The 26,294-nt window shown below is 42.8% G+C and carries 23 protein-coding genes, 2 pseudogenes and 1 riboswitch; of the genes and pseudogenes, 6 read left to right on the top strand and 19 right to left on the bottom strand.

Features of this window, described 5'->3' with window-relative positions; all coding sequences use genetic code 11:
- The first annotated feature begins 72 nt into the window (after positions 1 to 72).
- Together NSU19_RS07205 and NSU19_RS07200 are read left to right on the top strand one after the other, a co-directional pair.
- A complete protein-coding gene (locus tag NSU19_RS07205) occupies positions 73 to 1,572 on the top strand; it encodes an NADH dehydrogenase subunit 5 (protein ID WP_339199980.1) in 1,500 nt (499 codons plus the stop codon).
- Positions 1,565 to 4,210: a DUF2309 domain-containing protein gene (locus NSU19_RS07200; RefSeq protein ID WP_339199540.1), complete on the top strand. Its 2,646-nt coding sequence runs from the start codon at positions 1,565 to 1,567 to the stop codon at positions 4,208 to 4,210. The genes NSU19_RS07205 and NSU19_RS07200 overlap by 8 nt, the downstream gene beginning before the upstream one ends.
- Before the next feature lie 594 nt (positions 4,211 to 4,804).
- On the opposite strand, the gene NSU19_RS07195 is transcribed toward NSU19_RS07200, so the two are convergent.
- From NSU19_RS07195 to NSU19_RS07130, 14 genes are all read right to left on the bottom strand, one after another.
- Entirely contained in the window at positions 4,805 to 6,100 is a 1,296-nt protein-coding gene (locus NSU19_RS07195; RefSeq protein WP_311067126.1) for a hemolysin family protein, read from the bottom strand.
- Positions 6,101 to 6,186: 86 nt separating this feature from the next.
- Positions 6,187 to 6,546: a MerR family transcriptional regulator gene (locus NSU19_RS07190; RefSeq protein WP_311067331.1), complete on the bottom strand. Its 360-nt coding sequence runs from the start codon at positions 6,544 to 6,546 to the stop codon at positions 6,187 to 6,189.
- Positions 6,547 to 6,875: 329 nt separating this feature from the next.
- Positions 6,876 to 7,595 carry an AIR synthase related protein gene (locus tag NSU19_RS07185; protein ID WP_063389397.1) on the bottom strand — a complete coding sequence of 240 codons (720 nt, stop codon included), beginning with the start codon at positions 7,593 to 7,595 and terminating at the stop codon, positions 6,876 to 6,878.
- Positions 7,561 to 8,070 (bottom strand): ECF transporter S component, encoded by a 510-nt coding sequence (locus tag NSU19_RS07180; protein WP_311067124.1) that lies wholly within the window; start codon positions 8,068 to 8,070, stop codon positions 7,561 to 7,563. The genes NSU19_RS07185 and NSU19_RS07180 overlap by 35 nt, the downstream gene beginning before the upstream one ends.
- A gap of 73 nt (positions 8,071 to 8,143) precedes the next feature.
- The gene (locus NSU19_RS07175) at positions 8,144 to 8,578 is read right to left on the bottom strand and encodes a bifunctional adenosylcobinamide kinase/adenosylcobinamide-phosphate guanylyltransferase (protein ID WP_311067123.1); all 435 of its coding nucleotides are present in this window, start codon (positions 8,576 to 8,578) and stop codon (positions 8,144 to 8,146) included.
- Entirely contained in the window at positions 8,530 to 9,153 is a 624-nt protein-coding gene (locus NSU19_RS07170) for a histidine phosphatase family protein (RefSeq protein WP_339199535.1), read from the bottom strand. Before NSU19_RS07170 ends, NSU19_RS07175 begins: the two co-directional genes overlap by 49 nt.
- Complete coding sequence (cobS, locus tag NSU19_RS07165) at positions 9,111 to 9,908, bottom strand: adenosylcobinamide-GDP ribazoletransferase (RefSeq protein ID WP_339199533.1); 798 nt, start codon at positions 9,906 to 9,908, stop codon at positions 9,111 to 9,113. The genes NSU19_RS07170 and cobS overlap by 43 nt, the downstream gene beginning before the upstream one ends.
- Position 9,909: 1 nt before the next feature.
- Entirely contained in the window at positions 9,910 to 11,412 is a 1,503-nt protein-coding gene (locus NSU19_RS07160) for a cobyric acid synthase (protein WP_339199530.1), read from the bottom strand.
- Complete coding sequence (locus NSU19_RS07155) at positions 11,409 to 11,978, bottom strand: bifunctional adenosylcobinamide kinase/adenosylcobinamide-phosphate guanylyltransferase (protein ID WP_339199528.1); 570 nt, start codon at positions 11,976 to 11,978, stop codon at positions 11,409 to 11,411. The genes NSU19_RS07160 and NSU19_RS07155 overlap by 4 nt, the downstream gene beginning before the upstream one ends.
- Complete coding sequence (gene cobD / locus NSU19_RS07150) at positions 11,972 to 13,051, bottom strand: threonine-phosphate decarboxylase CobD (RefSeq protein ID WP_339199526.1); 1,080 nt, start codon at positions 13,049 to 13,051, stop codon at positions 11,972 to 11,974. Before cobD ends, NSU19_RS07155 begins: the two co-directional genes overlap by 7 nt.
- Entirely contained in the window at positions 13,011 to 13,994 is a 984-nt protein-coding gene (gene cbiB, locus NSU19_RS07145) for an adenosylcobinamide-phosphate synthase CbiB (protein WP_339199523.1), read from the bottom strand. Before cbiB ends, cobD begins: the two co-directional genes overlap by 41 nt.
- Positions 13,991 to 15,454, bottom strand: a complete 1,464-nt coding sequence (locus tag NSU19_RS07140; protein WP_063389405.1) for an adenosylcobinamide amidohydrolase — start codon at positions 15,452 to 15,454, stop codon at positions 13,991 to 13,993. Before NSU19_RS07140 ends, cbiB begins: the two co-directional genes overlap by 4 nt.
- Before the next feature lies 1 nt (position 15,455).
- Positions 15,456 to 16,517: an iron ABC transporter permease gene (locus tag NSU19_RS07135; protein WP_339194959.1), complete on the bottom strand. Its 1,062-nt coding sequence runs from the start codon at positions 16,515 to 16,517 to the stop codon at positions 15,456 to 15,458.
- Positions 16,480 to 17,454: an ABC transporter substrate-binding protein gene (locus NSU19_RS07130; RefSeq protein WP_339195713.1), complete on the bottom strand. Its 975-nt coding sequence runs from the start codon at positions 17,452 to 17,454 to the stop codon at positions 16,480 to 16,482. The genes NSU19_RS07135 and NSU19_RS07130 overlap by 38 nt, the downstream gene beginning before the upstream one ends.
- Positions 17,455 to 17,557: 103 nt before the next feature.
- Positions 17,558 to 17,739, bottom strand: a riboswitch (cobalamin riboswitch).
- Between the two features lie 205 nt (positions 17,740 to 17,944).
- Here NSU19_RS07130 and NSU19_RS07125 point away from each other — a divergent pair.
- Positions 17,945 to 19,390: an N-acetylmuramoyl-L-alanine amidase gene (locus NSU19_RS07125; RefSeq protein WP_339199520.1), complete on the top strand. Its 1,446-nt coding sequence runs from the start codon at positions 17,945 to 17,947 to the stop codon at positions 19,388 to 19,390.
- Positions 19,391 to 19,472: 82 nt separating this feature from the next.
- On the opposite strand, the gene NSU19_RS07120 is transcribed toward NSU19_RS07125, so the two are convergent.
- The gene (locus NSU19_RS07120) at positions 19,473 to 19,631 is read right to left on the bottom strand and encodes a DUF1540 domain-containing protein (protein ID WP_339199517.1); all 159 of its coding nucleotides are present in this window, start codon (positions 19,629 to 19,631) and stop codon (positions 19,473 to 19,475) included.
- Between the two features lie 344 nt (positions 19,632 to 19,975).
- Positions 19,976 to 20,356 (bottom strand): annotated as a pseudogene (locus tag NSU19_RS07115) (cell wall hydrolase); the annotation flags it as partial.
- Positions 20,357 to 20,522: 166 nt separating this feature from the next.
- On the opposite strand from NSU19_RS07115, the gene NSU19_RS07110 reads away from it, so the two are divergent.
- Complete coding sequence (locus NSU19_RS07110; RefSeq protein WP_339199515.1) at positions 20,523 to 21,152, top strand: transposase family protein; 630 nt, start codon at positions 20,523 to 20,525, stop codon at positions 21,150 to 21,152.
- 92 nt (positions 21,153 to 21,244) lie between these two features.
- On the opposite strand, the pseudogene NSU19_RS07105 reads toward NSU19_RS07110, so the two are convergent.
- Positions 21,245 to 21,807 (bottom strand): annotated as a pseudogene (locus NSU19_RS07105) (FAD-dependent oxidoreductase).
- A gap of 232 nt (positions 21,808 to 22,039) precedes the next feature.
- Between NSU19_RS07105 and splB the strand changes: the two are divergent.
- Together splB and NSU19_RS07095 are read left to right on the top strand one after the other, a co-directional pair.
- On the top strand, positions 22,040 to 23,056 hold the full coding sequence (gene splB, locus NSU19_RS07100) for a spore photoproduct lyase (protein ID WP_339199512.1): 1,017 nt from the start codon (positions 22,040 to 22,042) through the stop codon (positions 23,054 to 23,056).
- Positions 23,057 to 23,191: 135 nt separating this feature from the next.
- Positions 23,192 to 23,554, top strand: a complete 363-nt coding sequence (locus NSU19_RS07095) for a DUF4183 domain-containing protein (protein ID WP_339199510.1) — start codon at positions 23,192 to 23,194, stop codon at positions 23,552 to 23,554.
- 75 nt (positions 23,555 to 23,629) lie between these two features.
- Here the strand turns inward: NSU19_RS07095 and NSU19_RS07090 are convergent, their stop codons facing one another.
- Both NSU19_RS07090 and NSU19_RS07085 read right to left on the bottom strand, forming a co-directional pair.
- Positions 23,630 to 24,013, bottom strand: coding sequence for a DUF4183 domain-containing protein (locus tag NSU19_RS07090; RefSeq protein ID WP_311067116.1), 384 nt, complete (start codon positions 24,011 to 24,013; stop codon positions 23,630 to 23,632).
- A gap of 891 nt (positions 24,014 to 24,904) precedes the next feature.
- On the bottom strand, positions 24,905 to 25,468 hold the full coding sequence (locus tag NSU19_RS07085) for an FAD-dependent oxidoreductase (RefSeq protein WP_339199508.1): 564 nt from the start codon (positions 25,466 to 25,468) through the stop codon (positions 24,905 to 24,907).
- Between the last annotated feature and the right edge of the window lie 826 nt (positions 25,469 to 26,294).

Genomic DNA, 26,294 nt, shown 5'->3' with positions numbered 1-26,294 from the left:
TGCTTAGAATGACATAGCCGGTTTTTTTCTTTCAAAAAGGTCACACCAGAGGAGGAACGAAATTTGCAAGAAATGTTGGTTTTCGGATGGCTGGCAGCATTGATGATTGTGCTCATAAGCGCATTGATTTATCTGCATCCTCGTGTGCCCGACTGGTATGTACATGTTCACGTCGGCCTGCTTCTTTTGCCGATTGCTTCGGCATTCTTCGGGTGGATTTATTCTGGCGCGGAAATAAAAGCCGGACCATGGCGGCTCGACACGATTAGCTGGATGATGGCGGTCTATATTTCAACACTCGGCTTTATCATCCAGCGGTTTTCCATTCGATATTTGCATGGGGATCGAGTCTACCGGCTATATTTTCTATTCTTGACATGGACAACCGGCTCTTCCGCCAGCACTTGGATGACTGATGATCTACGCCTGTTTAGCATTTGCTGGGCGATGCCTCTTTTCGGTCTTGTCTTTTTGACGGCTTTAAAAAAAGAATGGCGGCCGGCAAAAGCTGAAGCGGTGCAAATGGGAACAATGTTTTTTGTTTCTTCCCTTGCGGTATGTGCAGTGTCTGTCTGGCTGTTTCATGCGACTGGGGAGTGGAAGTTATCGGGCGCTTTATCAACGGATAAGTTGTCTCATCTTAAATGGTGGGAGACAGCCGGAATAAGCTTGCTGCTTATTTTGGCGGCCATCATTCCTGCCGGGCAATGGCCTTTCCACCGTTGGCTGCTTGAATCTGCGGTAACGCCGACGCCGGTTTCGGCTGTGATGCACGCCGGTCTTGTCAATGCCGGAGGACTTTTGCTTTGGCATTTCTCACCGTTGTTTACGGACACAGTCACACACGCTCTCCTTCTTCTAATCGCGTTTATTTCCGTCATGATCGGTACCGGCGTCAGTTTCGTTCAAGTAGATTATAAACGGCAACTAGTCGCCTCAACGATGGCACAAATGGGTATGATGCTTATTCAATGTGCATTAGGCGCTTACGAGGCGGCAGTCATTCATCTTATTTTGCACGGCTTATTTAAAGCGACTTTATTTTTACAGTCCGGATCGGCTGTTCCCCGTCCGGGACATTCGGCACGAACATTGGTGCACAAAAAAGGACATAGGTTTGTCGGCACGATGCTTGGCTTGGCACTTGGATTCGGCTTCTGGGCCGTTTCGCCGGAAGAGCCGGCGCGCCTATTGAGCGCTTTGCTCCTTGGTTCGTCCATGACGATTGCATGGAGCAGATTTGCGCTTTTCCGAGAAGGTCGATGGCTTGGGTTGGCACTAGCAGCGATACTGGCATTTATTTCAGAAGAAGTGCGCAGCGGACTAATGGCCATGCTGCATAAAGCAGAGGCTTCTCACTTTGCACCTCCGCTTGTCCTTGAATGGCTTACTTTCATTTTGTTTATTGTTTCCGCATTGGCGTTGGCACAGCTCTTTAAACAACGTTCTTCCGGTATTGCTGCCCGATTTTATATGCGGCTTGTTCATTTTGGCGAGCCCAGTCTGTCTGCGGTTGAACGGCATCCCCTTTATTTGCATGCATATATGAAGGAGGAGATGACCCATGAGTAAAACAGTGATTTCACTTGAACGTCCTGAAGAGCAAAGTAAACGAAATAAGAAAGATGTGTCCCGCTCTATTCTTCAGCTCGTGGAACAGGCATGCGATGCAATTGCTCCCCTTTGGCCGATTTCAACGTTCATTGCACGGCATCCGTGGATGGAACTTGAACATATGCCGTTTACCGAAGTAGCCGAGCATTTTCAACAAACCCAGCATGTTCACCTGTATCCGACAATGGCGGTTGTACGCAAAGCTCTCGCTAGAGGCGAGATCAATCCCTCCTTCGTTGAAAAACAGCTGGAGAACTGGCTTTCCGAGCAGTCTCTACCCGTTCATCGCCACAAAGCGGAACAGTTGTGCCATGCACTTTTGTGGAACGAAACCGTACCACATGAATGGTTAAATTCATCAGAACTGAACGAGCTGGCGGAGGAAATAGCCGAGTGGATCGGTTCCACAAACGCAGCGGTGGTGAAGCCGATTTGTACCCGCATTTACAAGCTAGACGAACGGCTTGATCAACAAATGATCAAATGGTGCAAACTATATTTGGATGATAATCAAGCTGCATGGGCAATGCCCTTCCGGGAACAGGGATTTTATCCTGCTTGGCAAAAACTTATCCAAAACGATCCGGCTCTTTCAAAAAATGAGAGAAAACGCCTAGCTGACTGGCCGGAAGATGCGGAAACAGCACTGTTGTTTTCGCTGTCGCTGCTTGATATAGACGATGAAAAGGCGAAAGACTATTTAGAATCGCATCTTCTTGCATTGCCGGGATGGGCCGGCATGTTAAAGTGGCGTTCTCAGCAAAGTGGAGAAGGCCTCCAACTGTTAGTTGATTATTTGGCCATTCGTCTTTCGTTAGAATGGGCATTTGTCTCCCCTTACTTGCCGCTGGAACAGGAGAAAAAGGCTGACGTTTCAAGTTTACTTCCCCTTTTGGCCGCATGGATCCATTGGGGAGGAATATCTGTGGATGAGTGGAGGCAATTGTCGAAGGATGAAATGACATCCTGTTTATTGTTTGCCGACCGGTTTTGGCGGATCAATCGTTATCACCTTTGGCTCGAGGCGTGGGAAGAGACGTACGAATCCCGGCTGCAAGAAAAAATTGCATCCCGTCCATACATTGGACAAAAAGAGCAGGCCGCCGTCCAGTTTCTTTTCTGCATTGATGTCCGTTCCGAGCCTTTTCGCCGTCATTTAGAGGAATCCGGTCCATTTGAAACGTACGGTTGCGCAGGATTTTTCGGTTTGCCGATCCGAACGCGTGAACTTGACAGCGACCATACCCATCCTTCTTGTCCTGCGATCATTGAGCCGAAGCATGAAATTTACGAATCTGCACAAGATGATGCTGCAAAATACCGTCGCCGGCTCAATGTATTTCAGTTCATCGGGGGCACCTTTAAAAAAATGAAAAAAGATGCATTAGCGAGTTTATTGCTTCCAGAAATGAGCGGCCCATGGCTTGGTTTGCATACAATCGCCAGAAGCATTGCCCCTAGATGGGCGGGCCATTTTCTCCAGCAAGCTGAAAAAACAGCTGAACGGAAGCCGCCGACAAACTTGTCATTGCATCATGAAGTGTCTTGTTCATCATCCGGTTTGCCCATCGGGTTTACAACAGAAGAACAAGTTCAGTACGTAAAACAATTGTTAACAAATATCGGGTTAACATCGTCTTTTGCCCCCCTTGTCGTTGTCTGCGGTCACGAAAGTATGACAACGAATAACCCGTATGCCTCCTCCCTTGATTGCGGGGCGTGCGGCGGAACAGCCGGAGCTTTTAATGCCCGCGTGTTTGCAAGCCTATGTAACTTGCAGGAAGTAAGAGAAGGACTGGTGAAGGAAGGGATCTTCATTCCAGATGAAACCGTATTTGTGGCAGCGGAACATATCACAACGGTCGACGAACTCTACTTACTCGATTTGCCAACCTTATCGAAAAAGGCAGAGCAGTCACTCCGTTTACTAAAAGGAAAGCTAGAAGAAGTGAAACGGAAAGCAAACGCCGAACGGCTGGCGAATCTCCCTTGCACCGGCAAGTCGAAAAATCCGGTGACTGAGGCGAGCCGCCGTTCCGTCGATTGGAGCGAAATCCGTCCTGAATGGGGATTGGCTGGAAACGCAGCCTTTATTATCGGCCGCAGGACGCTTACAAAACATTGCCATTTAGACGGGAAAGTGTTTTTACACAGCTATGACTGGCGAAAAGACCAATCCGGCGAAGCACTTGAAAATATCATCTCCGGTCCTGCTACGGTCGGGCAATGGATCAATTTGCAATATTACGCATCAACCGTTGCACCGCATTATTACGGAAGCGGCAGCAAAACGACGCAGACGGTTACAGGTGGATTCGGGGTGATGCAAGGGAATGGGAGCGACTTGCTTTCCGGTCTTCCGTGGCAGTCGGTTGCTTCTTCCGACGGGGAGCTGTTCCATTCCCCCCTTCGTTTACTCTTGATCATTGAAGCACCGAGTTTTTATATCGAGCGGCTGCTCCGGGACAATCCCTTTTTCCGTCAAAAAGTGAAAAACGGATGGCTCCGTCTTTCTTCCATTGAACCTGAAACAGGGGCTTGGCTGAAATGGAGGTTTGATAGGATTCATGGCGAGTTTTATACCGAGCCAATTTGAAGTGACCCTTGTGAAGTAGCAAGACTAAAAAGCGATTGAAGCGGTATTAAACCGTTGATGGTTGTCAAGTTGACATATTTGTCGTACAGGAACCCTGATCGAAAAAAGTACAGATTGAAACACTTTTCCTTAAATTCTCCGGAGGAGTTTTCCATATTTTTCTAAAATAATCTTGGGTTCATTTTGCAGTTATATTGACTTGATGAACCCGTAATCACTATGTAAGAGAAAGCCGTCTACTCTCCATTCTTTTTTGTAAATGTCAAAGCAAAACATGACGTTTTCAAAAAGTTGGTGAAGTGAAAATCAGGCTGTCGGAGTGTTTCCCGACAGCCTTTACCGTTAGTTAGAATCTTTATTTATTCATCGCTTAAGTTGAAGTTGATAACCATGTTAATGACGAATAAAGAACAAATGGCTTGTATGGAAGAGCTTGTTTCTGAAAATCTCTTCTGCAAAAACAAGATTTTCTTTTATATATAAAAGAAAAGTAAAGAATCTCTGCCGCAATGATAGCGGTGGATCTTAAATTGATCTTATTGTTTTTTTATTGTCCTTCAAAAAAGAAAATCTTTAGTAACATCTTCGTTAATTTCATGATTCTCTTTCAGCAATTTCAACCGTTTTGACATGAAACCCGTCCATGTCTAAAATTTTAAACGAATATTGGTCAAAATCAATTTCATCTCCGACTTTCGCATCCATCTTTTGGGTTAAAATCCATCCGCCGATAGTATCAACATCGGACTCTTTAATCTGGAGGCCAAAAATATCATTGACTTCTTCTATCAAAACTTTTCCATCGACAACCGTTTTCGAATCAGTAATTTTCTTAATTTGCGGAGTTTCATCCGCATCGAATTCATCGCGAATTTCCCCGACAATTTCTTCCAAAATATCTTCGACTGTCACTAGACCTGCCGTCCCGCCGTATTCGTCAATTAAAATGGCCATATGAATGCGTTCCATTTGCATCTTAACCAACAGGTCATGGATCGGAATCGTTTCAATGACATGAATGACTGGCCGCACATATTCGCCCACCGTTTTTTCTCCTTGGATTCCTTTGACATAGTCGGTGAGCACCTCCTTCATGTTTACGATTCCGATCATATTATCTTTATCGCCGTTAAATACGGGATAGCGCGTATAATGCTCCTCCATGACAATCTCAATGCAGTCTTTTAATTTCATGTCTTTATCAAAAGCAACAATTTCTGTTCTTGGAACCATGATTTCTTTTGCAATACGGTTGTCAAACTCAAAAATGTTGTTGACATATTTATATTCCGACTGGTTGATTTCCCCGCTTTTATAGCTTTCAGACAAAATAATGCGCAATTCTTCTTCCGAATGGGCAATTTCATGCTCTTGTGCCGGCTTGAGGCCAAACAAACCCGTCAAAAGCCTCGCAGCGCCGTTTAAAATCTTAATAAACGGTTTCATGACTTTGTCGAACAAAATGAGCGGACGGGCAAAAAGTAGCGTGATATGTTCCGCTTTTTGTATGGCGAATGTTTTCGGCGCCAATTCGCCGACAACAACATGCAAAAACGTCACAACGGAAAAGGCGATTACAAAAGATAAAATGGTTGTAACCGAGGCTGGAAGCTGAAAATAAACAAACACAGGGTGCAATAAATGCTCAATCGTAGATTCACCAATCCAGCCCAATCCTAAAGAGGTGATGGTAATTCCAAGCTGACAAGCTGACAAATATTCATCTAAATTGGATATAACCTTCTTGGCTGCAATCGCTTGTTTATTTCCTTCCGAAATAAGCTGATCGATTCTTGAAGTTCGGACTTTGACAATAGCGAATTCCGATGCCACAAAAAAACCTGAGAGGGCGATTAAAAAAGCCACTATAAGCAAATTGAAAATTTCCAAATATCTCCCTTACCGCTTCTAAACAGTAAGGAATACACCTCCTGTAATCTTACTTTTATTTAGTATTTTCTTAAAAGGGAATATGATTAATAATAAGTTGCCAGCAACGCCTTCACCAAATTGGCACTTTGCTTAGACAATTTTTCCATTATGATGGTGCGCTGTTCCCTGTTCATATGATCCATCAATTGCTGCATGTCTTTTATTTCTTTTTCAAGATTTTGCATAAGTTGGGCAATATGGTCGACATGCATTTCCAAGCTTTGATTTGATAGTGTTTTTGATTGCAACATATCAATGATATCTTTAATTTCATAAAGCGGACAGTTCATTTTTTTATACCGCTTCACCAATTCAATCGCTTCAACCGCTTCTTCATCATACAGGCGATAATTGGAATCAGAGCGCCTTGGGTGCAATAAGCCGATCTTCGTATAATAATCGATCGTTCGTTTTGAAACGTTCGTTCTCTCGGCTAACTCTCCAATTCTATAATACTTCCCAATACATTCACCCCTGCTTATAGAATTATTTTTAATTTACAAAAAATTAACCGTACAGTCAACGTTTTAGTTTTGGAAAACAAGCAAAAAACTTTTCATTTATGTCTAACTTACTTTCACAGTTTGATTTTTAGTTCAAGGCCTATTTAGGAACTGTTTCAAAAATAAATTTCATTTTGTAAAAAAATTGGTTAGCAAAATGAAAGTCACTTTCTCCTTTTGGCAAAATACAGGAAACAAGTTAATAGTTTGGGCTCATGATTTTCGAACCCTCATTTTGTATTAAGTTGGAAAAAATGCCCGCCTGCCGCTTTGGCAATGTCTTCGGTTCGGTCTGGATGAAACGAGATTAAAAAACATGTGGCAGGTCCGGCCGATTTTGTTATATCAATTTCTGTTGAAGTGATTTGGCAATAATCTAACTTGTTTTCTTCACAAAGCTTTTTCCATTCATATTGAACTCCTTTTGAGCCGATCGGAACGATTTCAAATACATACGGCAATTCCAATAGTTTTTTTATGATTGGCAGAGGCCCGATTTCATGTTTTTTTTCGATTACTTCGCCTCCGCACAGCGGTTTTCCGATGCAGGCAAATTTCGCATGGCTTGGCGTTTTCCGAACCTTGATGTCTGCTCTTCTCACCTTCCCGATGACCATGATCGCAAAAGCGGACTGAACCATCTTGAAATTGCTTTCTGTGCTTCCGGTTATGGGAATCGGTTCGCACTTAAGTTCCGAGAAAAGGGTTTGACAGCCTTTTTGCAAATGAGACCATTCTTCTTCACCGATGAGGTTTTGCATGACGATAGCAAGCGGCTTTGCCCCCACTGTTAAACATTCGGATAAAGCTACTCTTAAACCATAATAAGCGACCGTTTCATAATCAACTTTGACGTAATCGAACAATTTTTGTCCCACACCGCCGGAATTGTCAGCGGCAATCACAAGATCTTCATCATTTGATATCGGAATCATGATAACGTCTCTCATGGCGGTGAACCCCTTTTTGTTTTTCTAAAATAGGAACAAGTTTTATGGTTACGATATGACCAATCATTAAATTGATGGCTGTACCGATGACCAATCCCGGCAGCAACCCGAAATAAAAGCCTTTCCCGATCAGAAAGGAAAAAGGAACGGCAGCTAAAAAACCATTGGCGATAAAAAAGAAAACGGCTGCTGCGTATTTGTTTTTTCTGTAAATCACCCCAAATGCCCAAACGAGCAAAAACATTTCGACTGCAATCATTGCATGAAACGCTCCTAACGGAGAACCAGCGAGATAGCTTGACATGATATGACCAAAGAAAGCCGCAACTGCTCCCGCAACCGGCCCTAATACGACAGCGGCCACAAGGGCTGGAAATGAATCAAGGGCAACACTCGAAATATACGCGGGGATTTTAATAAATGCTCCGACAACGGAAAGTGCAATAAACATTATCAAATACGCATATTGTTTCATTCTGTTCCCTCTTTCTTTTTAATTGCGCAATCTTCCCATTAATATAACGAATGAAAGAAGTTTAACCGTACTTTTATTTTAATCTTTCACTGATTCCATACCAAATGATATCAACGCGTCCTGCTTTCGCAATCAATTGTTGGAGGCAGCTCCCGCATGCATCCCGCCACTTGCGTTCCAATGGGTCAATTGGAACAACGCCTTTTGTAATATCATTGGCAATAATAATGACTGTTCCTCTCTTTTTTACTTCCCACTCATGCCAGTTGAAAATCATCTTTTCCCACTTTTTTTGCCAGTCCGACGATTGATCGATCAGATGAAAAATATATTGTTCAATTCCTTCAATGACCGTTATTTTTTGAAAATGCTCCGTCTCATAAATTTCAGACACTTTGGTTTTCTTTACGTAGCCGCAAAACCATTTGCAAGCGCCGGATTGCAGCCGGTAATGCTCTTTCACCCATTTTCTTTTTCCGTTGAACGCTCCGCCGACAACAACATGCACCGCTTTCCCCTCCTTACATCTGTTCGCTTTCCTGTCAATGAACAATACGCTCCATGATCCAAGCGCCATTGCCAATATGATGATCCTTCGGGTCCATACCGATAAAGGATCTCGCGAATGACGCCGCCATGAGTGATCATTGCAATGTGGGAAATGGTTTCATCAAAAAAATAGGTGACCGTCTTTTCCCAGCCTCTTTTGACCCTTTCTGAAAAGGTTGGATACGATTCTCCGTTTGGCACTTCAAGATGCAGCATATCGCGAAGCCAGCTTTGATAGCGGGCATCTCCTTTCAGTTCGGAATAGGTTTTCTGTTCCCAATCGCCGAAATTCATTTCCCTGAGTTCTTTTAAGGCAACGAATTTTTGTTTTGGGTAAATGATGCCGGCCGTTTCTGCGGCGCGTTGCAAATCGCTTGCTATTATCAGATCAGGAGCTTTTGGATAATGGCTTTTTTCCAAAGCTTTTTTTCCTTCTTCACACAGCGCTTCATCCGTCCAGCCGATATAGCGTTTTTGTCTATTTGCTTCTGTCAACCCATGACGTATAAGAGTAACAACCACGTTACCATCCATAAAACTGTCTCACTCCCTTCAATCACTGCTCCAAAGGAATCTCCTGTTAAGCCGCCGAACGATTGAAGGAAAAACCGGCGGGCGTACAAATAAAGGAAAATAGACGAGAAGGCCATCAAAAGATAAACGGCTGGTAAACCCGGGATCATGGGGACGGCGATGAAAAAACATAACAAATAACCGATCAGAACGGCGAAATCTTTTTTGGCAAGCGTTTTAGCAAACAAGTACCCAAGCCCTTCCCGTTTCGCCATTCCCGGACCATCAATCATTAGAGCGCAAACGATGAGACGGGAAAAAAACGGAATGAACACAGCAAACCAAAAATTGTCGATTGCACCGATGATTTCCGCCATAAACAAAAAGCGAAAAGCTGACAAAAACAGCAGCGCCAACACCCCAAACGTTCCCACTCTGGGATCTTCCATAATCTTCAGCCTTTTTTCCTTGTCGCGATAAGAAAAATAGGCATCCGCTGTATCTGTAAAACCGTCAAGATGAATACCGCCCGTTATCGCCACAAAATAGAATAAAAGAAAAAGAGCGCAAGCCCAATTGGACAGCGGTGTCCAAGATTTTGCCATATAGATGATCAAACTCCCTGTCAAACCGATGAAAAACCCGATCATCGGCAAACTTAACACCGCGAATTTGATCCGTTTCTCATCTATTGCAAACTCCTTTTGAACCGGAATGATTGTGAAAAACTGGAGCGCAAGAAAAAAACCCTCCATTATTTGTCTGGCCGTTCTCATTTCATTTCCCCCACGATTGAATGATGTTGAGCAAATCATCCATATGAATATGGTTTTGGACATGTCGGGCAATCTGTTCATACTTTTTTGTTTTTTCCTTTTTCAACCATTTTACTTGCTTTTTTTCAAGTCCTTTCCGTTCTCGAATCCTGTTGAGCCATTCCGTGCGGAATTCGTCATTGAAAAAAATATGGTGGAAATATGTGCCAATAACCCTTCCAGAGTCGATCACCGCACCATCCGTCCCGTCCGAAAGCTTGATAAAAGGCCGCACTGCTTGCGGAACAATCGGTTCGGTTACGCCTAAATGAATTTCATACCCTTCCACGAAAAACTGGGGAAAACCTGATTGCGGATGAATAATTCCTTTGTTCCGCACCGTTTTTTTCTCATGATAAAAGGTTGTGCCCACTGGGAGGATGTTGAATCCTTCTTCATAACGTCCTTTCACCCCTGTATCCGATCCGGCTTTATCATACAAGTATCTTGAAAGCATTTGATAACCGCCGCAAATGCCGATGATCGTTCCGCCCGTTTCGTTGTATGCTTTAATCTTTTGAGCCAAGCCGCTATTTTTCAATTGTTGCAGATCGTGAATCGTGCTTCTCGTTCCCGGAATCAAGAGGGCATCCGGTTCGTCGAATTCATCCGGGCCGTACACAAGTCGAATGGAAACATCTTCTTCAAATAAAAACGGCTCAACGTCCGTATAATTGGATATATAGGGGAGCTTTACCACCGCAATGTCAATTTCTCTCCTGTTTTGGTTGGCAAATCGTTTGGCAAGCGACAAAGAATCTTCGCCTTCGATCATATGTCCTGAAACATAAGGGACCACCCCTAATACTTTGATGCCCGTCCGTTCCTCCAGCCATTGCACACCGGGTTGAAACAAGCTGAGATCTCCTCGGAATTTGTTGATGATAATCCCCTTTACCCGGCTACGTTCTTCTTCGGAAAAAAGTTCAAGCGTCCCGATAATGCTGGCAAACACGCCGCCCCGATCGATATCTGCCACCAGTATCACCGGAACGTCGGCCAGTTCGGCCACTTTCATGTTGACAAGTTCCCTGTCTTTCAAGTTGATTTCAACAGGACTTCCTGCCCCTTCCATCACGAGAAAATCATATTGTTCCGACAGCTTTTCCAGTGAAAGCTGAATCGCTTCCAGCCCTTTTAGATAAAATTTTTCGCGGTAAGCTTGACCGCCTAATGTTTCATAGCTTTTGCCAAGCAAGACGATTTCCGAAGTGCAATCGCTTTTCGGTTTCAATAAAATCGGGTTCATATAGACGGAGGCCGCCGTGCCGGCGGCTTCTGCCTGAATTCCTTGAGCCCTGCCGATCTCCCTTCCATCCAATGTGACATATGAGTTGTTTGACATATTTTGTGATTTAAACGGAGCAACCTTGTAGCCAAGTTTGTGAAAAATAGCACAAAATGCCGTTGCAATGAAACTTTTGCCAACATCAGAAGCCGTTCCCTGAATCATGATCCCTTTCATTGTAGTTCTCCCTTCATAGCAACTGGAATGCCGAATTCCATTCTGACCACCAAATCCGCACGTTCAACGATTTGTTGATGGAGATGGCCGAGAAGGCGAACATATTGGAACACTGCATTTGACCGCGCTGGAAATTCCCAGTTGACCTCATTGGAGACGATGCAAAATAGCTCGCAGCTTTTTTGCAGCTCAGATAGATCACGGATGATTTTTTCCAACACATATTGGCGAAAAGAAGCGGCCTGCCATCGTTCACCATGTTGTTCATGAAAAAAAAGTTCGTTCGTCAACAACGTTGTTAAACAGTCTAGCAGCACAAAATCATTTTTTTGCAGTTTTTTCGATAACTTGCCGACATCATTTGTCTGTTCAATTGCCAGCCATTTTTCTTTGCCTTGGGCTCTTTTTAGCTGGTGTTGCAATATTCGTTTTGTCATTTCTTCGTCTGATGGAAAAGAGGTTGCAATATAAACAAGGCGGTTGGCCTGATTCTTTTTAGCCGTCAAATAATGTTCTGCCCACGAACTTTTCCCGCTTCTCACCCCGCCGGTCACAAAGATTAACACTTGTCCTTCCACTCCTTAAGCGCTGAAAGAAGCCGGTCGTTTTCTTCTTTTCTCTTAACCGCCAAACGAATGTATTTGCCGGACAGCCCGTTGAAATTGTATGTATGTCTAGGTACTATACCTCTTTCCAATAAAAAGCGGATCAAAGGCAGCATATCTTTTTTTGGCTGCTCTCTTAACAAATAAAAATTGACAGAGCTGTCCGCCACCACAAAACCAAGTTCATGGAGATGTTCAAACATTCGCTTCCGTTCTTGAGAGATCATTCTTTTTGTTTTTTTAACATAGTCTTCGTCCTTTAATGCTTCTATTCCCGCCCTCTGTCCAATGGCGTTGACGCTCCAATGCACCTGAAATTTTTTTAGTCTCTGGATGACCGTCTCATCGGCAAACAAAAAGCCGAGTCTTAAACCTGCAATGGCATACATTTTGGTCAAAGAACGCAAAATGATCACATTGGAAAAAGATGATAAACAATTCAGAATTGATACGTTTTCCAAGGCGAAATCATAGAATGCTTCGTCCAGAACCACAAACGCATGCTTCTTTTTGGCATCTTGAATGATTTCCAATAATGCTTCCCGGTTAAATACTTTGCCTGTCGGATTGTTGGGGTGGCAGAGGAAAACCGCTTTTTTCCCGGAAAGAGCCGTTTTTAGCTCCTCAACGTTCAACTCCCAATTCTCTTCCTCTTTTAAAACATAGGATGAAATCCTCTTTGAGAACGGTTCGCATGCTTTTCGGTATTCTGAAAATGCCGGTTCCACGATCAAAACGTCTTCATTTTGCAGCAAGGCGGCTGCAATGATAAAAATAAGTTCTGCGGCACCGTTTCCAATTAATATATTTTCAGGCGAAACATTTTCCTTTCCGGCAATTACCGCTCGCAATTCCCTTATATCAGGGTCTGGATAATCGGAAACAAATGAAAAAAAGCGATGCCAATTTTTGCGGATGCATTCAGGCGGGCCGAAAGGATTGATGTTGACGCTGAAATCGATGATGTTTTCCGGCATCCGGATGTTCAATGATTTATAAAGATAAGATGGATTGGCTCCATGTGATGGCAGCATCGAAGCATACACCTCCGATCATGAAAAATAGCAAGAAAAACCTGTCTGTTTTCTTCATAATATCAATGGCCTCCGGAATATGTTTTGCTTCTAGCGAATAAACCCCGTCTCCCAATTTAGGGCGATTAGAAATTTTCCCTTGATAACGGTTGATTCCCCCTAATGATACACCCAGCAAAGCAGCCATGGCGCTTTCAAGAAATCCGCTGTTGGGGCTGGGGTGTTTGCGCGCATCCCTTTTCAGAATGGAAAAGCATTCCCGCTTTTGAATCCCTTTTGCCGGATGATTGACAAGTACCATGATGAAAGCTGTCAGACGGCTCGGAAGGTAATTCAACAAATCGTCCAGCTTGGCGGAAGCAAACCCGAATTCAGCGAACTTCTCGTTTTGATAGCCTACCATCGAATCCGCAGTATTGACGACCCTGTACAAAACCGCAAAAGGAGCTCCGCCGAACAGCGCCCAAAAAAGCGGTGCGGTAATGCCATCGCTCGTATTTTCCGCTACCGTTTCCACCGTTCCCCGAACGATTTCCGATTCTGGCAAATCTGCCGTATCGCGGCCGACAATCCATGACAGCTTTTCTCTTGCCGAAACGAGATTTTTTTGGCAAAGCGGTTCATAAACTGCCAAAGCTGCTTCCCGCAAACTTTTTTCCGCTATCATAAAAGAAATGATCACCGCTTCCGCAAAAATGCCCGCTGCTGGGTGAAGCCTAGAGAAAAATGACACAATTGAAAAAGCGGCCAGCATAAAAAATAAACCGACCAGCATGATCATCGCCATACCTTTTTCTTTCTTAAAGCGCCCTTTGTTGAGGCGCCGTTCGCAAAACGCAATAGACCAGCCAAACAAGCGGACGGGATGGGGGGCATTTTTCGGATCCCCGATGACTTGATCGATTACAAACGCCAGCATGATCGCAATTACATGTTCTGTCATGTCCTTCCCCTTCTTTTTTTATTTAGCTGAATCGCTTGAATTGTACTCTCATATACCCCCCTGCCGACCAATCTTCCAAGTGTTGTGATCGTGCCAGCGTGCTGATGAAAAATGCCCTTTTGCGTGGCAGCCACCAATATGCTGTCTGTGGAAGTACCTGTTGCAATCGTATTGGAGACAGGATCCAACACTTTTTCATCAGCCAGCGCCTTCGTTTTGGCTTCTGTTGCCGTCATCACACTTTCAATAAATGCTTGATCAGATAACCGTCCGTTTATCAAAATCCATGTATTGATCGTCCCTGAAGCTATGCCATTCCGTTTTATACTATTTGCTGCATCCACTGCATTGGAAAGTCCTGCTGTCACAACAATGACAACGGAGACTCCTTCTGCTTCAAGCTCGCTGACTACCCCATCTTCCAAACAAGCCGCGGTCATCATGGCGACTGTTGCATGTTGATCAAACCCGTTTTTCTGCAGAAAATCGGCCATTTCCGAACGGCTGTCTTGACAATTGTAGCTTTTATCGACATGACGGTTGACAAAAGTGCTGTGCCAGCCAAATCCTCCGCCAATAATGGCAGATGAAAGGGTTTTGAGCGGCGATGCCGCTTTTAAATAGATGAGTTCCTTCGTCTGAACAATGTCCCTTTTTGTCACTTTATATGTTTCTTCCTGTTTCTGTTCGGGTATAAGCAGCATTTGCGGGCGGGCAAGCTCCGGATGTGATTGTTTGACAATCGAAACACCATACACCTGTTCAATCGTTTTTTCGTTCATCACGACAGATGGATTATCAACGGCAACCGCTTTTCCATCTTTTAATAACAGCAGTTTGTCACAATAAAGGCTTGCTAAATTCAAATCATGAAAAATTGAGACAACCGTTAATCCATTTGATTGTGTCCAATTTTTCAACTGATCAAGCATGATTTTTTGATGGGAAATATCAAGATGGTTCGTGGGTTCATCTAATAAAAGCAAAACGGGGTTTTGTGCAAGAGCCTGCGCTAAAAAAACCCTCTGTTTTTCCCCGCCGCTTAATTCATTGATCGCTTTATTTTTTAAGTGGGAAATATTCGTCTGCTCCATGGTCTTTTGGATGATTTGTTCATCTTCTCCCGTCAACCGCTTGAAGAAACCCGTTTGAAAAGGATAACGGCCGAGCGCCACTGTCTCCCAAACGGTATAATCAAACATTTGCGTTGGGATTTGCGGCAATGAAGCGATGTTTTGCGCCAATTTTTTCGGAGAATAAGCAGAAAGAGGTTTGCCGGCAAGCTCGATCGTGCCGCTTTTAACCGGAAGAATCCCGCTGATCATTTTTAATAGTGTCGTCTTTCCACTCCCGTTTGGCCCCAAAATGCCAAATATTTCCCCTTTTTTTACTGAGAAGGAAAGGTTTTCGATAATCTTTCGCTCTTGATAGCCTCCCGAAATGTTCTTGACTTGCAGCATGTTACCCTCTTCTTTCCATTCTTTGTTTCATTAAAATAAAGGCAAAGCTGGGAGCGCCGATTAAAGCCGTGATCACACCGATCGGAAGTTCTGTCGGCGACACGATCGTTCTTGAAACGAGATCCGCCAAAATTAAAAAAGCGGCGCCAAAAATGGCGGACAGAGGGAGAAGATGGCGATAATCACTTCCCCAAAGCAGCCTGTTTACATGCGGGATGACAAGACCGACAAACCCAATCGTTCCGCTGATGGCAACGGCCGCACCGGCTAAACAAGAGGATGATGCTAAAATAAACAGCTTTCTCCTTTTTACATGGACCCCAAGCTGCTTCGCCTTTTCTTCGCCAAAGGACAGAGCGTTTAATTCTGTTCCGTTTACAAAAATCAAAATGGACCCGATTAAAAAAAACGGCAAAAGCATCAATACGTATCCCCAGCCGCGCATCGCAACGCTTCCTAACAACCAGTTGACAATTTGTCGCAATTCTTCGCCTGTCAGGGCAATCATTAATGAAATGAAAGCACTTAAAAAGGAACTTAAAATAATTCCGGTCAGCACAATCGTTTCAATCCTCATCGTTTTTTCAATGAAATTGGCGAACAAAATCACAGCCAAAATCGTTAAAAAACCCGTAAAAATGCTGACAACCGGCAAAGTGAATGAGCCGAAAAAAGGAATTTGAATGCCGAAAAAAAGAACAAGTACAGCACCTAAAGAAGAACCTGATGAAACACCGAGCGTATAAGGATCTGCCAAAGGGTTTTGCAAAAGCCCTTGATAACAAGCCCCCGCCATTGCAAGCGAGGCTCCGACAAGTCCGGCTAAAACGACACGAGGAAGTCGAATATCAAGCACAATGCTTTTCATGCTTTCATCAATGTCCGGCGCCAAACCGGTATAGAACAGTTGATTGAAAATTATTTGGAAAATATCCTTAAACGTGATGTGAAACGTTCCGATAGAAATTCCTAAAAAGACGGAAAAAATAAGAAAACAAGCGGTCGCCGTATAGGCGACCACATGTTTATTTTTTGTAGACATCCGGATAAATTGCTTTCGCAAGTTCTTCTACTCCTTCAACCAATCTTGGGCCTGGGCGGCTCACCAAGTCGGAATGCACATCGTAAACCCGTTTATTTTTCACCGCTGATACATTTTCCCATCCTTTGCGTGCCAACACCTGGTCAACAGCTTTATCGACGTAATAGCCGTATGTCGTCACAATGACGTCTGGGTTCAGTTTTACAACGGCTTCTTCCGTCATTTGCGGCCAGCCTTCTTGATCGCCCGCTGCATTTTTTGCTCCAATGATCGTTAGCATTTCATCCATAAACGTTCCTTTTCCCGTCGTATAGATTTGTGGTGCGGGATTCACTTCGACAAAAACAGACACTTTTTGATCATCCGGAATCGTTTTTCCTTTTTCTTGAATATCCGCCAGTTTCGTTTTCATTTCAGCCACAATATCTTCGGCTTTGTCACTTGTCCCTGTAATTTTGCCGATTGTTTGGATGGAGTCATACACTTTATCAAATGATTGGGCATCTTCGACTACAAAAACATTTATTCCCGCATCTTTCAGCTGCTTCAGCCCTTCCTGCGAGTTATGGGCGCTGGAAGCATGCGCTAAAACAAGATCCGGTTTTAAAGAAATAATTTTTTCAACATTAAATTCCATCCCGCCAACCTTTTCTTTGTTTTGAACATCTTCCGGATAGTTGTCATTATCACTTACACCGACAATTTGTTCACCCAACCCTAAAGCATAGGCAATTTCAGTATTGCTTGGAATTAGCGAAACAATCCGCTCCGGTTTTTCGCTTACCGTCACCTCATTTCCTAAACCGTCCTTGACCTTCACCGGAAATTGTGAAGCCGTCTCTTCCGTCTTTTGATTGCTTTTGTTTTCAGACGGCTCTGATGTATTTTGTTGGCCGCATCCAGCCGCAATTCCAAATAGAAGTAATAAGGCTAAAAATAGTGCAGATAATTTTTTCATCATTTTCCTCCTCCAATAAAAAACATCTTCTTGAATTCGATAAGAAGATGTCTGAAAACGTACATATGTATTGTTTTCAAACACCTCCCTATCCGCGTAGGGTTTTAGGTGTGCTCAAACAGGCAGGTCTCCTGGCTCATGGTCATCGCTTCCTGGACCTTCCCGTTGAAACAGTGGTTTTCCCAGGTTGCTCCCATTCACAGTGGCGGGACCGCGTTGGATTTTCACCAAACTTCCCTTTTAAGCTGGCAGCTATGTGCCGGCACCTGTTTGCTTTTCGGTATAATGTTATGACGAAATGTATTATACATGATTTGATTGAATTCTGGTAGGAAGAAAATGAAAAAAATCGACAAATTGACCTAAATGTTTTGGATTTCGATACAGTTTTCGCTAAAAATAAAATTTTTTTGAACTTCCTTTCCATTACTTGAATAAAATATTTGTAGACAAGCGAATTGGATGTTTGAAAACGAAGGAGGATATTGCAGTGACAACCGTTCTTTTAGACCCTGGCCACGGAGGAAGCGATCCCGGCGCAACCTATAGAAATTATGAGGAAGAAGATTTTACGTTGACTATTGCCCTCTTGGCAAGACAACATTTACTTGAACATTACCAAGTCAACGTTCTCATGACGCGCACAGACGATCGAACAGTCGGTTTGTCAGAAAGATCATCCATGGCTAACCGAGAGAATGTTGATTTTTTCTGTTCCATTCATATTAATGCCGGCGGAGGAACAGGTTTTGAAAGCTATGTTTATAACGGAGGGGCCTCTCCAAGAACGATCCAATACCGGTCCGTCATCCATGATCAAATTATGAGCGTTATCGGTCCGAAATATAGCGTAAAGGATCGGGGCAAAAAAAGCGCCAATTTTCACGTGTTAAGAGAAACAAAAATGCCTGCGGTTCTTTTGGAAACATTGTTTATTGACCATTCGAATGACATCAAACTTTTAACATCGTCTGACTTTATGAGCGACTATGCAGCAAGCTTAGCCGATGGAATCGGAAAAGCGCTTAATTTGCCCAAAAAGTCGACACGCACCACCCCAACTCCGCAGCCATCGCCAGCTGCAGGCAGCAGGATGTACAAAGTCATTGCCGGTTCCTTTAAAAACCGAGAAAATGCAGAAAAGCTGATAAATGAACTGAAAGGAAAAAATGTTGATAGTTTCCTTTCCGCTGCGATGGTGGACGGAACAAGTTATTTCCGCGTTCAAACAGGGGCATTTAAAAATTTGCAAAATGCAAAAGACCAGTTGGCAAGGCTTGTTCAATTAGGATACAAGGATGCATTTATATTAACTCCTGCAGAACAAGGAACGGCACAATCAGGCCAAAAGACAGATTCATCTCGTTCATCAACACTTCAACCGAAAACCCCTTCTCCCGATTCAAGGGATATCCCTATTTTAGGAGAAACGCTCGTATCGGGAACAATCTTGGATTTATATGTAGGAAAAACAAATCCTAGCGCACCTCAGCTGGGCGATTTGTATGAACAATTAAGCAAATCCTACGGAATTCGCGGCGACATCGCATTTGCACAAGCAATTCATGAAACGAACTATTTCCGTTTTACGGGAGTAGTCAATCGCAATCAAAACAATTTTGCCGGAATCGGAGCTACCGGTCCAAATGTTACAGGAGCAAGCTTTTCTACTCCGAGAGAAGGGGTTCTGGCCCATCTTCAACATTTATATGCATACGCCACAACGAAGCCTCTTCCAGCCGGGTTCCCCCTTGTCGATCCCAGATTTATTTATGTGGAACGAGGTTCTGCCCCGACCTGGAAAGATTTAAATGGGAAGTGGGCCGTTCCCGGCAGCCGTTACGGAGAAATGATTTTATCCATTTACCTATCCATTTTGCAGTTTGCAATTCAACAATTGAACGCTGCTCAATCAGCCATAAGCAAACAAATATAATCTGAATTCCAAAAAGATGTTGTATAAAAATGAAAAGATTATCAAAAATACAAAGAGAGCCAACTTCCGGCTCTCTATTTTATTAAAATGTTTCTGGTTCAAACGTCTTGCAATCAGTTTCCTTTTGATTTTTTGCCGTTTTTCCTGAATGACTTACGACATAAATGGCATCAGCTGCACATTTATTCCCTTCCGCCCAATATTTGCAGTTATTTACCTCACACAAAACGTCCTGCGCCATGTTTGTCACCTCCCAGTTATATATTTTCCTTTGGAAAGTGATTTGATACTTGTTGGTTGTGAAATGTCCATGGCAATATTTCGAACCGCAAAGACAATCGTTTTTGCATGTTTTGTTGGCTGTTTAATGAATTCATGATTATCATGTCATTTTAAGCCAAAATTCGATTTATTTTGTCGATGGACAAGCAAGGTGATCTGCTCCATACCAAAAGGTGCCTCAGAAAAAGAAAATGCAAACATTTGTAACGCCTCAGTCCTCCATTCGCCATGCAATTTCATTCATCCGCAACATTCATTTAGTGATTTGGAATGACAAAAGCCGCCATTTGCGGCGGCTTTCTTTTATTTTGCAAAAATGTGATTACCGATCACAGTCGTTATTGACTTGGAGCGCACCCATTGATCATCAGTTTTTTCAGGGTTGTAAAAATAAAGGGATCCTCTTCCCAACCCTTGGAAAGCCAAGGCCTCATGAACGGCCTTTTTAGATTCTTTACTGGCCGGCTTGTAAATTTCCCCGTTTTGCACAGTTGTAAATTGTCCGGGTTGATAAATAACCTCTGTAATTGTGTCCGGATAGAGGCTGCTTTCCACTCTGTTCAACACAACCGTAGCAACAGCAACTTTTCCTTTATAAGGCTCCCCTTTCGCTTCCGCTTCTACTAATCTTGCCAGAAAATCTTTTTCCTGTTCAGTGATGGTCTCTGGAATAATTAATTTTTCAGATTCATCACCACATTTTGTGATTTAACCCAAAAAATAAGGAAAACACTCACGAATTCCTGGCAATAATGTTAGCGTGACTTAACATAACAGGAGGTTCTAAAGTGTTTTCCGTATCACTAGATTTGCCAGAATTTGAAGTTGTTAAACAAGTGTTTCTTGAAGATTGCAATTTGTTACATGTCGAGAAAATACTACAGAAGAACGCTGTTCTTACTGCGGTTTTTTTTCTAGTCATGTCCATGACTGGCGGACAAGAAAGGTTCGTGACTTGTCCGTATTAGGTAAGCCCCTTTTCTTATTTGTCAGAGTGTATAGATACCGTTGTCACAACTGTAATGAGGTATTTTCACAAACATTTGAATCTATCAGTCCTAATAAGCATCAGACCAATCGGTACAGAGAATATCTGTACGAAATGTGCATTGGCTCTACTATCCAAGAAGTGAGTCGAAAGGAAAAAATACCTTATACAACTGTTGAAAGAATATTTTATTCCGTTGCTAAAGAAAAAGAGAAGGAGCATTTAGAAACTCTTGAAAGTGTTTTAGAAAACAATGAATTAATCCTTAGCCTTGATGAGATCGCTGTCCGAAAGGGTCACCGATATGAAACAGTTCTTATGGATACCCAAACCGGGAGTGTGCTTGGTATGGAACATCAACGGAATGGCAGTTGTGTCGCCTCCGCTTTTGCTGCAAGCATTCGGGCTCCCTTTCCAGTACACAATTGCCTTATTTTTGCTGCTTTCCTTCGCTGGTTGGCTGTTGTATCCATTTGTTTGTTCTTTTGTTGAGAAAGAAGAATCGCTTTGGTAGGTAAGTTCGCTTTTGCAATGAAATAAAAAAGGACAAAGTCGCTTGATGCCTTGTCCTCATTCCTTTTTATTCATTTTTCCAAAACATCATGGTCGACGTAACGCTCGCCGTTCAGCTCACTAATAACATTGATCGCAACTTTGAAGCCGTCGCCGTCAGTGATGATCGTATGAACGCTGACACCTGCAGCTGTACCCGCAGCCCAAATTCCGTCAACGTTTGTCTTCCCTAGTGCATCGACATCAAATATTGTTTTAATGCGGGGTTCAGTCCCGTCTTTTGTCTTTAGCCCGACTTTGTCAGCTAAATCAGTCAGTACTCCTGTAGCTAATATGACGTGTTTCGTTTCATAGGATCCTTTTTCCGTCTTGAATACAAGCTCTTCCGCTTGTTTTTCAATTGTCTCCACATTTTCTGCCACAATCTCCGCACCGAATTTTTCCGCTTGTTTTTTCCCTGTTTCAATTAAATCAGGTCCAGAAATTTCCATAACCCATAATGGTTTTCAATCCAAGCTCGTTTCGTCACGGATTTATCGTTGTCCAACACAAGCGTTTTTTTACCGGCTTTTGCCGTGAACAAAGCGGCGCTTGCACCCGCAGGACCAGCCCCGACAATGACTACATCATACATGTTGCAATTCCCCCTTTTAGGATAACTATTGTATTTCCATCGTAAGCGTAATTAAAACGAATTGTAAAGATCTTCATCTGCCTTTTCCTTGCAGGGGAACCGCTTTTGTATGAATCGCCCTCTCAACATTTTATTATTTCCGCAAGCAGTTTGAAAAGAGGACGGGATAAAATCTCGTGAAAATCAGTAAAACGGAAGGAATATCGGCATAATAACATAGAGGTGATTGATCATGAAGCCGTTTATTCCACAACTCGTATACATTGAACCAAGAGCCCTTGAATACCCGCTTGGAGTGGAATGGAAAGAAAAATTCGAAAAAATGGGAATCGACATTCGCTATACAACTTCCCACAATCAAGTGCGTAATATCCCCGGAGAAACACCTCTCCAGAAATACCGCAATGCGAAGTCGACTTTAGTCATCGGGGTTCGAAAAACATTGAAATTTGATACGAGCAAGCCTTCTGCCGAATACGCCATTCCACTGGCAACCGGGTGCATGGGGCATTGCCATTACTGCTATTTGCAAACAACGTTAGGAAGCAAACCCTACATTCGCGTTTATGTAAATTTAGAGGAAATTTTTCAGCAAGCTAAACAGTATATAGAAGAGAGAGTTCCAGAAATAACCAGATTTGAAGCTTCGTGTACGTCTGATATCGTCGGGATAGATCATTTAACACATTCACTCAAAAAAGCGATCGAATTTATTGGAGAAACAAAGCTGGGGAGATTGCGGTTTACAACGAAATATCATTACGTAGACCATTTATTGGATGCCAAACATAACGGCAACACCCGCTTCCGATTCAGCATCAACAGCGATTGGGTCATTCGTCATCTGGAGCCGGGAACATCAAGATTGGATGAAAGAATCAGCGCCGCTTTGAAAGTCGCAAAAGCAGGATATCCTATCGGTTTTGTTGTTGCTCCGCTATATCGGCATGATGGATGGAAAGAAGGATATAGAAAATTATTCAAAAAACTGGGTGACGTAATCGAAGACGATAACTTAACATTTGAATTGATTCAACACCGATTCACGAAACCTGCCAAAAAAGTTATCGAAGCAAGGTATCCAAAAACGAAACTGGAAATGGATGAGAAAAAAAGAAAATACAAGTGGGGGCGGTATGGAATTGGCAAATATGTTTATCAAACAGAAGAGGAAAGGGAGCTGAAAGAGATGATGGAACAATATATTCACTATTATTTTCCTAACGCCATCATCGAATACTTTACGTAAAACTGTAAGGAATACAAACCTTTTTTAAATCGACGGTCAGAAATGGTTAATTCAACAAAAACATTTTCTTTTGCTAGCTCACCTTTTCTTGAACGAACATATGATAAAACAAACAGTTTACGAGGTGATACAAATATGAAGGAAAATCACACAATCGATGTTCCCGTTTTATATGATTGGGTCCGTTCCGCCTCCCGCCTCCACATGAACGTTCGGCTTCATATGAAACAAAAGCCTTTAAAAGCTGAAACATTTTACTATTATGCTTTAGCTGATGGAAAAAAGACCGTTTATACGGACGCCGATCAAATCAAAGAATTTACGAATAAAGGGATCTTGGATCCAAAAGATGTATCCTATATCCGGCTTTTCATTAACGGTGTTTTACAACCGCCGAACATTTATGAAGTGAAAAAAGGAATGTTAAGATTAAAATCAAGCGATGTCCCGCAAAAAGGTGTTCCTATTATTTTGGAATTTATTTCCATATATTTATAATTGAGGAAATAGGTGATGCCTGCACGGGATAAAAAAATCAGGATCCAAAAGAAGGACTTTCGGATCCTGATTTTGTTAAGCTGACACAACAGTTGTCGATTGAGGTGAATAATTGACCACTTCCAGTACAATTGGCGTGTCAGCTAAAATTGGATCTCCACCTGCAGGCACATTGATCGCAAGCGAACCGACCGTCGTTGCTCCCGGCGTATACGTACTTAGTCCGCCCATTTGAAGCACTCCGTTGACATAAACATTATAATAACTGTTGTTAGCTGCCAGTGCAGGCAATTCTGTAACAGCTGAACCATCATCTTGAAAAAAGCTGGCTGCATCAATGGTGAGCGTACTTCCCGGAGCAGTCTCTGCAGTCGTGACGTAGAAAAATCTTTGATCTTGAGGAACGACATTCGTTGTTGTGGACGCAGTGACAACCAATTTCATTAATTGCAGAGCCAATCAAACCCCTCCCTTCATACGATCTATTTCATCGTATGTAAAAATGCGGCGGAAGCTATAGACAAATACATAAATTCTATGTATAGCCGATTCCCTATTTTTAAGGGCTCCAATGGAAAATTCAAGGGCTTTTTTATTAATTGCTCTTGCTTCAGCGAATGGCAATAGTGATTATAAAGCAGCAAAATATTTCAGTTTTAGATTCGTCAAAACATTGTCACTTTTTCCGAACTTTTCTTCATATAAAATAAAACGCCAGGAGATTCTCCCGTGACAAAATCATGTCCATCAACATAGATATCCTCTCCACGTGAACGAATTCTTCTATTTGTGCCATTTTCTGCTCCCCCCTCTTGAAGTCCCCCGTGGGACTCACCACTTCCTCCTTCAAGTAAGTCCTGTCGGATTGTCTGCTTCCACACAGAAGATGAACGCCTAGTGTTTCGTTCTCCCTAATTGTTCAGTCCTTCCTCTTTCGTCTCGAGTTCGAAAGAGTACTATGACCTCTGCTGACTTCTGACTGTTCAGCTATCGATTACTCGATAGGTTACCAAGGTTACTTGGCGTGCCAGCCAGACCTCCCCGGGTAAGAGTGTAATCTTTCCTTCCATCCATCTGCTTCATTTACTCTGTATCACCTTCGGCAGAAAGGGCTTTGTTTTGTTGTGCAAACTCACCCAGTGATACCTAGCCTCATATGAAGTTCGTGTTCCGAGAGACCCAAAGTTCGCCGCTCGCTTCCTTCAGATTCCGCGTCACCACGGACACCCTTGCGTTAGGCTAACCACTACTTCTGCCTTCGTGGCTCGGGACTTTCACCCTAGAGATTACACCCATGCCGGGCGCACATAAAAAAAGACAAGACAAATGAATGTCCTGTCTTTTTTGAAGTTAATTTTTCAATAAATCATGATCGACGTACCGTTCGCCATTCAGCTCGCTGATGACATTGATGGCCACTTTTGCACCGTCACCGGCGGTAATAATTGTATGTACGCTTACGCCAGCAGCTGTACCTGCTGCCCAAATTCCGTCAATATTTGTTTTTCCATTTGAATCCACATCGAATATTGTTTTGATGCGAGGCTCTGTTCCGTCTTTTGTTTTTAATCCGATTTTCTCGGCTAAATCCGTCAATACTCCTGTCGCCAAAATAACATGCTTCGCTTCATACGAACCGCCATCGGTTTTGACGATAAGTCCATCCTGTTTTGTTTCAACTGTTTCCACTTGCTCGTTTTTTATTTCTGCCCCAAACTTTTCAGCTTGCTTTTTCCCAATATCAATTAAATCAGGACCTGTAATTTCCAAAACACCATAGTGGTTTTCGATCCATGCCCTTTTCGTCATTGACTTATCGTGATCTAAAACTAATGTTTTCTTTCCAGCCTTCGCTGTAAACAGTGCAGCACTTGCCCCTGCAGGACCGGCACCAACAATAATCACATCGTACATCTTAACTCCTCCTTTGCCAAAAATGTTTATAATTTCATTGTAAACGCAATCGAAAACAAATGTAAAGAAACTTGCTTACCAATTCTGAAAATTAAAAAATCCATATATGATCTCCCTTCTCCAGCTGAATATAAAACCTTTGTAGGCTGGAGATCCCGAAGTAAAACCGCTTATTCCCCTGTTGATCTATTTTAAGCATACAGTAAAAAACGCTATTAAAATTCGCTATGCGGCTTCCGACAACCCAATGTGCAATGTTCCACAAAACTGCTACATAAGTTCGCCGGAGTAAGAAAAACATTAAAGTCAGTATATGACACTCCTTTGGCGATTGGCATTACAAACGAAACTTAGTCATAATCCATATTATGCAAATTCAGGTGAATTTTTTTAGCAGACTGAACCATATATTAAAGAAAGAGCGTCTAAATATATTAGTTTGAAACTTTAATGGAATAAATCATCATTTACTTGAAAAAAATAGGGAAGCTTTCGTTTAACAACAAAAAATTTATTTATGAAATGAACATTACAACGGCTCTGATAGCAGCAACTCGACCATTCAACATCTTGAATATTTGATAAATATTTTACGCATTCTCTCGGCTTCTTTATTCACCGCTAGATCGTCACGAAACAGGTTGAGATAAAGGTTTCGAACGACAACTAACATTTACACTAGATCCATACCTCTTTACGAAGCTTTCAAAAAAGATTGGTGAAGCGCATATCCAAACCGAAGCAATGAATGAAATGACAAGAAGATAAAGAATCATCAAGTATATGAATCAAGCTCAAGAAAACGGACTGAAACAATATATTTATG

The sequence above is a fragment of the Aeribacillus sp. FSL k6-2211 genome (genome assembly GCF_037966125.1).
Taxonomy (GTDB): Bacteria; Bacillota; Bacilli; order Bacillales; family Aeribacillaceae; genus Aeribacillus; species Aeribacillus composti.
This window is presented reverse-complemented; position numbering and strand designations above follow the sequence as displayed.